The organism is Sphingomonas sanguinis (assembly GCF_001476905.1).
In the GTDB taxonomy this organism is placed as follows: domain Bacteria; phylum Pseudomonadota; class Alphaproteobacteria; order Sphingomonadales; family Sphingomonadaceae; genus Sphingomonas; species Sphingomonas sanguinis_B.
Window position 1 is genome coordinate 1 of sequence record NZ_LDTE01000123.1, and the last position, 8,798, is coordinate 8,798.

Here is an 8,798-nt window from a genome sequence, read left to right on the forward strand (position 1 = left end):
GCCGGAACGCAGCGTACCGCTCATCGGCGCGGCTCCGTTCAGCGTGGCGGCGCCCAGCGTCCCGGCCCCGAACAGCGCGCCGTTGCGCGGCGCGGGGGCGGCCGGGGTCACCGGCGGCGCGGCGGGGGCCGGAGCCGCCTCGACACGCTCGCTTCCCATATCGGCAGCCATGTCGGCGGCGACGCTCTCGACCGTTTCATGGCCGATCAGCTCGACACCCTCGATAGCGGCCTGGAGCAGGACGCGGCCCGCCAGCACGTTCAGGCGACGCGGCACCCCGCCCGACGCGGCATAGAGCGCGTCAAAGGCATCGGCGGCGAAATCGGGACGACCGGTCCAGCCCGCGACCGCCAGGCGATGCGCGATATATTCGGGAACCTCATCGGGCTCCATCGGGTCGAGATGGTGGATAGCGATCACGCGCTGGCGCAGCTGCTCGACGGCGGCCGAGCCCAGCAGGCGCTCGCGAAATTCGGGCTGTCCGACCAACAGGATCTGGAGCAGCGCATGCCCCCCCGCCTGGAAGTTGGACAACATGCGCAGTTCCTCGAGCGAGGCGAGCGGCAGCGCCTGCGCCTCGTCGACGATCAGCAGGATACGGCGACCGTCCCGCGCGATACCGTTCAGCGCACGCTCGATCGCGCTCAGCAGCGCGGCCTTGCTCAGGCCGTGGCTGTCCACGCTCAACTGTCCCGCCACCACGCGCAGCAGGTCGTCGGGGTCGACGGCGGTCGACACGATGTGCAGGACGCGCAGGCGGCGGCTATCAAGCGTTTCGACCAGATGGCCGACCAGCGTGGTCTTGCCCGCACCGACATCGCCGGTGATGACGATGAAGCCCTCACCCTGCGCCAGCCCATAGCCCAGATAGGCCATCGCCTTCCCGTGCGTGGCCGTCTCGAACCAGAAACGCGGGTCCGGCGTCAGTTGAAACGGGCGTTCGCCCAGCCCGAAATGGGTCTCGTACATCATCGTGCCTTTCGGCCGGTCAGAATTGATACCGTGCGGCGACCAGGGCCTGTGCCGACAGGGCACTGGTCAGGTCGCCGACCTGAAAGTGGTACAATCCAACCGACGCGGTTGTTCCGAGCCGTCCGAAGTTGCGGTAATAGCTGGCGGTTGTTCCCAGCGATACCACATCCTCGGCCCCCGCCAACCTAGAGGCATAATAGTTAACGAAGCCATTCACGTTAAGCCCCGAATGGGGACCGAGCGCATGGCCGAAGAAAATCTGGGCGTAGTAGCTCTGGTCCTCGGCACCGGTGACGACGATCCCGGGTGCGCCATCGGGGGCGAACAACCGGCGATTGGCATAGCCCAGGCCGAATCCCAGGGTCGAACGGCCTCGCGCGATCGACATGGTCGCATCCAGCCCGCGCGAGCGATAGACCGAGGTCTGGACCGATTGCAGCACGTCGTTCAGGCACCCGCCCGGCGTCGTCCCGCTCGCCGAGAAGACGCAGCCGTTGAACTGCTGGCCAAAGGCGTCGCGCGTCTCGATGAAATTGGTGGGCAGGTTGGCCAGCCCATTGTTCAGCTGTCGACCGAAGGTCTGGATGCCGTCATAGAGCGCGGCCTGCAGCACGATGCTGCGCGACGCCTGATAGCGCGCGGTGCCGGTCACGCTGAGCGAGCCGTACCGCTCGCCGACATGCCCCTCCACCGAGGTGCGGCGGTTGGGGCGCCAGATCACGCCCGCGTCGTAATAGATACCCTCGGTATGATAGGCGATGCGCCGCTGTCCGGCCGGATCGGTGACGAAGCGGCCGCGCCCGTCCAGGACCGGGCGGCCATTGGCATCGACCGCCGCATCGCGCTGGCTCGACTCGATCTTTTCGTAACCGACCCCGGCGGTCAGCGCGACATAGGGCGAGATCGGCTTCAGCACGTCGCCGCGCGCGAACCAGCCTTCGTAACGCTGGGACAACTGGCCCGCATCGTCGCGATTATACGCGCCGTTCAGCGACAGGCCGACGGGCAGGATCGCACCGGGGCGCGCCGTGGCGCTGACGGTGGCGACCTGGTTCCAGCTGTCGCTGAAATAGTCGAGGCGCGGCTGCCCCGGTGCCAGCCCGCCCAGACCCGGCGTATCGGCGCGTGTATAGCCCAGCCGGTAATTGGCACCGATCTGCACCGGCCCCGCGCGCGTCGCCAGCGACGGGCCGATATAGGCCGAATAGAGCTGCGAGATGTTGCCGACATCGCCGACCAGCACGCCCGGTGCCGCACCGCGGATATCCGCCCGCGTCCGCGTCGCCAGCGCCCCGCCCTCCAGGCTGAGTTCGGGCGTCACGCGATAGGACCCCCGCGCCAGGCCGCTATGGATGTCCCCGCCGCCCGCCTGGTCGCTCCAGCCGATCCGGCGTTCATAGCGATAGCTGACCTGCCCCTGCGCTCGCGCGGTCTGCACCTGCGCGTTCACGCCCGCCGCCAGCGTCGTGTAGGTGACGACATCGCCACGGTTCAGGTCGGCGTTCAGAATTTGGCCGATCTCGACATAGGGCGACACCCGCGTGCGCGGCCGCGACGGGGCGGCGGGTGCGTTGCCGGGCGGCGCATCGCCGGCCGCAGCCTCCTGCGCCGGGCCGGGATCGAGCGTCGGCGCGGCAGCGGCCCCGGCTTGGGCCTGCGCCGCAAGCGCGGTCGGCCATGCCGCCAGCACGCCCACGACACCGGCCAGCACGGGGCCCGCCCGCTTCATTTCGCCACATCCTTGCCGTAACCGCCATAATAGCCGAAGCGACGGCTGCCCGGCACGAAGGCGACGCTGTTCAGGACGAGCTGGATATGCTCGCAGGCGTCGAGCAGTTCGATCGCGGCCGACACTTCGCTCTCGGGCGTGCGGTCGGCGCGGACCACCATCATCACCTGCCCCGCCAGCATCGCCAGAACCGAGGCGGGCGACGCGGCCAGCGCGGGCGGCGAGTCGAAGATCACCAGACGACGTGGATTGGCCGACAACAGCCGCTGCAGCACGTTACGGGTGCGCGCAGACGCCAGCAGCTCGGTATCGCTGGCAGTCTTGGTGCCGCAGGGCAGGACAGACAGATGCGGCACATCGGTGCGCATCACCAGCGACTCGACATCGATGCTGGTATCGACCAGCGCATCGAGCAGCCCCGGCCCCTCGGCCAGGCCCAGGCGCGCCAGCACGTCCGGCTTGGCGACATCGGCGTCGACCAGCAGCACCTCGGTATCCCGCTCCGCCGCCATCGACAGGGCCAGGTTGACCGAGCAGAAGGTCTTGCCGTCCTGCGGCCGTGCCGAACACACGAGCACGACGCGCGCCTTGTCGGCATCGCCGCCCTCGACCAGACGCTGGCTGGTGATGATCAACTGACGCTTGACCAGCCGGAACTCCTCCGCCAGCGGCCCGATCGGCGCGCCGGGGACGATCATCCCGTTCTCCGCCAGCATCGCGCGGTCGACGGTCGCGACATCCGAAAAGCCGGGATTATATTCGCTCGCCAGAAAGGCGTCGTCGTCGGGCGAGGCCAGGAACTCGGCCGGAATCCCGCTCAGCGAGGCGCGGTCGTCCTCGTCCGATACGGGGGGCGCGGCCGCCGCGACTGGCTCGGGCGGCAGGATACCGGGGGGCGTCCATTCCGGCGCGCGCTCGACCACCGGTTCGGCGGCCTGTTCGGGCTGCACGGCATCAGGCACAGGCCCACGCACATAGGACTGGAAATCATAGATGTTCGCCGCGCGTTCTAGCAGCGAGGGTTCCCGTCGGGATCTGGGGGGTTTCACGCTCTTGTTCACGCGGCCAATCCCCGTTGTAATAACTCGATCGCCAACACCATCCCATAGGCCGCGCCCAACCCCGCCGTCCCGCCGAGGAACAGTTTCATGCGCCGCGCCCGTGCCACCGCCTGGCCGCGGGTGACGACTTCCCCGATCGCCCCGATTACCGGCAGACCCAGCGTCCGCTGCAGCGACTGGGGCGTGGTGAAGGTCTGGCGCAGCTTGGACAGGGCAAAGGCCGAGCCAACGCCCAGCCCCAGCCCGGCCAGAAATACGCCGGTCAGCAGCAGGATGCGATTGGGCGCGGTCGGCGCGCGCGGATAGGTCGGCGGATCGATCACGGTGAAGCGCATCGAATCCGTCTGGTTCTGTGCCTGACCGCGCAAGGCCACCTGCTCACGCTGGCGCAGCAGCTGGTCGTAACTGTCCTTCAGCACCTGATAATCGCGGTCGTTCGCGCCCTGCTCCGCCGCCTGTTCGGGGTCGGTCGCCAGACTGGCGTTCAGCCGGTCGAGGTCGTTCTGCAACTGGCTCTTGCGGATCTTCAGGCTGGCAAGCTGCGACTGTTTTTCGGCCGCCATCGACTGGAGCGACATATAGAGCGGATTGGGCTGCCCCCCCGCCCCGACGCCTGCGGGCTCGGCCTTGGCCGCCGCCTGTGCCGCCGCCAGCTGGTTCTTCAGCGCGATGACGTCCGGATGGTTCTCGGTATAGCCGCGCGCCCGCGCATCGGCGAGCTGGCCCTGAATGGTCGCCAGCCGCACCTTGGCGGGTCCGGCCACCCCGCCGCCCTCGCCGACGGTACGCGGTGTGCCCGCCAGCTGTCCCTGCACCGCCGCGACGCTGGACTGCGCCGCCGCCAGGTCGCTGTCGACCTGCGCCATTTGCGAGCGGGCCAGCCCGATGCGGTCGGCGACCGATCCGCTGCCGGGCAGGCCGCCCATGAACTGGTTCTGATACTGCGCGCGCTTGGCCTCGGCAATCTGGAGCTGTTTCTGGCGCTCGCTCAACTGCTTGTCGAGGAAGGTCAGGCTCTGGCTGGTATTGTTGCGATCGCCGACCAGATTGGATTCGACGAAGATGTCGATCAGCTTCTGCGCGACCTGCTGGGCCAGCTTCGGGCTGCCCTGCGTCACGGTCAGCTGAAAGATGGTGTCCTGCTGGTTCTCGATCTTGATCGCCTGGGCCAGTTGCGCGACGCGCGCGGCGACATCGGCATCGCTCGACACCGTGCTGGCCAGATCGGTGCCGCGCACCACCTTTTGCAGGTTGATCGCCGAGATCAGCGTCTGACGCACCCGGTCGACCGAGTCCGTACCGCTGGTCTGGCTCGTCGCCATGCCGTCGGGCAGGATCTGGGTATTCTGGACCGCGATGCGCGCGCGAGACTCATATTTGCTGGGTATCTGGGCAACGAACAGCCAGCCCAGGATGCACACCGCCCAAGCCACGACCAGCGCCAGCCAGCGCCTGATCCATATGGCGTGGATCGCGATGCGGATTTCGTCCTGAATGCTCGACACGGCCGCGCTGCCTCAGAACATCGATTCGGGGATGATGATGACATCGCCCGGTTCCAGCCGCACATTGGCCGAGGAATCGCCCTTGCGCAGCAGGTCGTTGATCTGAAGCGCATATTCGCGCTGCTTGCCGGTTTCGCGATCGGTGCGGACCAGCTTGGCCTTGTTACCGGCCGCGAACTGGTTCAGCCCACCCACCGCGATCATCGCGTCGAGCAGGGTCATGTTCGCACGGTAGGGGATGTTGGCAGGCCGCTCGGTCGCGCCGACGATGCGCACCTGCTGACTATAGGTCCCGGCGAAATTCTCGACGATCACCGACACGATCGGGTTGGAGATATATTCCGACAGCGCCTTCTTCATGTCGTCCTGCAACATGGCGGGCGTCTTGCCGACGGCGGGCATGTCGTTGACCAGCGGCGTGGTGATGCGGCCGTCGGGGCGCACCTGCACCTTGGCCGACAGGTCGGGATTGCGCCACACGAAGATGCTGAGCGTGTCGAGCGGGCCGATGACATATTCGTCGCCCGGCTGCTCCTTGCGCGCCACGAATCCGGCCGACGGCAGCTCGGGCTTCGCCGGGCCCGTCGAACAGCCGGTCAGCGTCGAGGCGAGCAGGCCGGAAAGCAAGAGAGGGCGGGCGAACGATGCCATGCGAACGGGTCTCCTGAACCCTTCACCCCCCAGGATACGGAGATGAAAGGCAAATTGCGCAAGATCGCTATGCCATCGAAGAGGTGAACATAGCGTTATGGCTGTTCCGCATCGCCCAGGACTTCCCCGGCGGGCGGATGCCCCAGAAACGCCGAGGGACTGGCGGTGGCTCCATAGGCCCCCGCCAGAAAGATCGCGACGATATCCCCGACCGCGCCCGCGGGCAGCGCCACCCGGTCGCCCAGCCGGTCGAGCGGGGTGCAGAGCGGGCCGACGACCGACACCGTCTCCACCGGCCCCGCCCCCATCGCATGGGCGAGCGCGAGTGGATAGTTGCGCCGGACGACCGTGCCGAAATTGCCGCTGGCCGCCAGCTGGTGGTTCAGTCCGCCGTCGAGGATCAGGAAGGTCTCGCCGCCGCTGTCCTTGCGATCCACAACCCGCGAAAGATAGACGCCCGATTCCGCCACCAGCCAGCGGCCGAGTTCGATCGCGAAACGACTGTCGCGCAAGATGGCCGGACGGGCGGCCAGCCCCTGCTCCAGCGCCGCGCCGACCGCCTCGATATCGAGCGGCCTGTCGCCCGCGAAATAGGGCACGCCGAAACCACCACCCAGATTGACCAGCGGTGGCGCATGGCCAGCCTCCTCCGCCAGCCGGGCGGCGAGCGCCAAAGTCGCGGCCTGCGTATCGATGATCGCCTGCGGGTCGAGTGCCTGGCTGCCCGCATAGATATGAAAGCCGCGCCAGTCCGCGCCTGCCGCCACCAGGTTGCGGACCAGCGCGGGCACCCGCGCTGCATCGATGCCGAAGGGCGAAGGACGCCCGCCCATCTTCATCCCCGATCCGCGCAGCTCGACATCGGGGTTCACGCGCACGGCGAGGCGAGGGCTGTGGCCCAGCCGGTCGGCGATGGCGAGGGCACGGGTCGCCTCACCCTCCGACTCCAGGTTGAGCGTGACGCCGGCCTCGATCGCGGCGGTCAGTTCCGCGTCACGCTTGCCGGGCCCCGCAAAGCTGACTGGCCTGCCCAGTCCGGCAACCTTCGCCAGCTCTCCCGCAGAGGCGACATCGAACCCGTCGACCAGTCCGGCCATCGCGTCCAGCAGCGGCTGGAAAGGATTGGCCTTGATCGCATAATGCAGGTCGACCGACGGGAAGGCAGCGCGAAAGCGTGCCACCCGAGCGGCGACGATAGCCGGATCATAGACGAAGACCGGACCGTCGCGCCCTGCCAGCCATTCGGCGGCACTTTGCCCGGCGATCGTCAGCATATCCTTCTGACGCGCGAATTCGGGTGGGATCGGGCCCATCGGCTTGGTCATCTTATATCCTTGTCGGCCAGCGCCCGGCGCAGCGCAGCGCGGTCCAGCTTGCCATTGGCGTTGCGCGGCAGCTCCTCGCGCCATTCGATGCGCGTGGGCTGCATGAAATTGGGCAGGTCGCGCTTCAACCGTGCGCGCAGCTCGGGTTCGCGTGCCGGGTCGCCCGCCAGGATCAGTACGATCGCCTGCCCCTGCGCCTCGTCGGCCACCCCGAACGCGACCGCCTCGCGCGCCTCGTCCCCGGCGAGGGCGGCTTCCTCGATTTCCTGCGGGCTGATGCGGTTGCCCGCGACCTTGATCATCTCGTCGTCGCGACCGACAAAGCGGAGCAGGCCGTCCTCGCCCTCGACTACTGTGTCGCCCGACCAGACCGCGCGCTCATGGCCCGGCGCGGGGCGGAAGCGCTGCGCCGTCCGCTCGGCATCGCGCCAATAGCCTTGCGCAACCAGCGGTCCGGCATGGACCAGCTCGCCCGGCTCTCCGGCGGCGGCGCGGCTGCCATCGGGGCGCAGCACCATCACCTCGGCAAAGGGAATGGCGCGTCCGATCGCATCGGGATGCGCGTCGATCAGCGCGGGGTCGAGATAGGTCGAGCGAAATGCCTCGGTCAGTCCGTACATCGCGTACAGCTCCGCTGCCGGGAAGAGCGTCCGCAATCCCCGCACCAGGCGCGGGGTCAGCGCGCCCCCCGAATTGGTCAACCGCCGGATCGAAGCGATCGCCTCCTCCGGCCATTCCGCGCCCAGCAATTGCGTCCAGAGCGGCGGCACCCCCGCCAGCGTCGTCGCGCCATGCCGGATCACCGCCTTCACCACATCGCGCGGCGTCAGATAGTCGAGCGGCGCGACCGCGCCCCCCGCCACCCAGGTGGAGAGCAGCTGGTTCTGGCCGTAATCGAAGCTGAAGGGCAGCACGCCGAGCACCCGGTCGTCGGGCGTCAGCTTCAGATATTGCGCGACCGACACCGCACCGTACCAGAGATTGGCATGGCTGAGCATCACCCCCTTGGGCCGCCCCGTCGAGCCCGAGGTATAGAGGATCGCCGCCAGCGCCCCGGGGTCCGCCGCCGACCGGGGAAGCGGGTCGCCCTGCCCCGCCTCGGTCATCACGGCCACGCCAGGCGGCACGTCGCCCTCCTCCAGCGTGGCGGCGCGAGGGGCATGGGTCAGCAGCATCGCCGCCCCGCTATCGGCCAGGATATGGGCGACTTGCGCACGCTTGAGCAACGGGTTGATCGGCACGTGCACCAGCCCGGCGCGCGGGGCGGCGAGCGGCATCAGCGCGGCGGTGCGGGTCTTGGGCAACCATGTCGCCACCCGCGCGCCGGGCTCGAACCCCTGCGCCGCCAGCCACCCGGCCAACCGCGCCACCACGTCCTCGGCCTGGGCGTAGGTCAGCCCGCCATCCCGGTCGAGCAGTGCCGGCGCGCCGCCTGCACCGTGCAGGACATGATCGATCGGATAAGCGGACGGACCAGGGCTCATCGCGCCATCTACAGGGGGCTCGGCCACAAAGTCGAGCACCCGCCCCACGCACCTCCCCTCCCGCAGGCGGG

General features: G+C 68.5%; 7 protein-coding genes. All 7 read right to left on the bottom strand.

The annotated features are described in order from the left end of the window. The coding region (locus SB4_RS16430) for an ExeA family protein (protein ID WP_153006294.1) at window positions 1-969 on the bottom strand (969 nt) is incomplete at its 3' end. A 19-nt stretch (window positions 970-988) separates the two neighbouring features. Continuing rightward, window positions 989-2,701, bottom strand: coding sequence for a hypothetical protein (locus SB4_RS16435; RefSeq protein WP_058753440.1), 1,713 nt, complete (start codon window positions 2,699-2,701; stop codon window positions 989-991). Further along, complete coding sequence (locus SB4_RS16440; protein ID WP_241488660.1) at window positions 2,698-3,663, bottom strand: AAA family ATPase; 966 nt, start codon at window positions 3,661-3,663, stop codon at window positions 2,698-2,700. The genes SB4_RS16435 and SB4_RS16440 overlap by 4 nt, the downstream gene beginning before the upstream one ends. A 95-nt stretch (window positions 3,664-3,758) precedes the next feature. After that, a complete protein-coding gene (locus tag SB4_RS16445; protein ID WP_058753441.1) occupies window positions 3,759-5,267 on the bottom strand; it encodes an XrtA system polysaccharide chain length determinant in 1,509 nt (502 codons plus the stop codon). Between the two features lie 12 nt (window positions 5,268-5,279). Further along, the gene (locus SB4_RS16450) at window positions 5,280-5,918 is read right to left on the bottom strand and encodes an XrtA/PEP-CTERM system exopolysaccharide export protein (protein ID WP_058717570.1); all 639 of its coding nucleotides are present in this window, start codon (window positions 5,916-5,918) and stop codon (window positions 5,280-5,282) included. A gap of 95 nt (window positions 5,919-6,013) precedes the next feature. Next, window positions 6,014-7,243, bottom strand: a complete 1,230-nt coding sequence (locus SB4_RS16455) for a pyridoxal-dependent decarboxylase, exosortase A system-associated (RefSeq protein WP_058753442.1) — start codon at window positions 7,241-7,243, stop codon at window positions 6,014-6,016. After that, window positions 7,240-8,727, bottom strand: a complete 1,488-nt coding sequence (locus SB4_RS16460; RefSeq protein WP_058753443.1) for an AMP-binding protein — start codon at window positions 8,725-8,727, stop codon at window positions 7,240-7,242. The genes SB4_RS16455 and SB4_RS16460 overlap by 4 nt, the downstream gene beginning before the upstream one ends. Window positions 8,728-8,798: the final 71 nt, after the last annotated feature.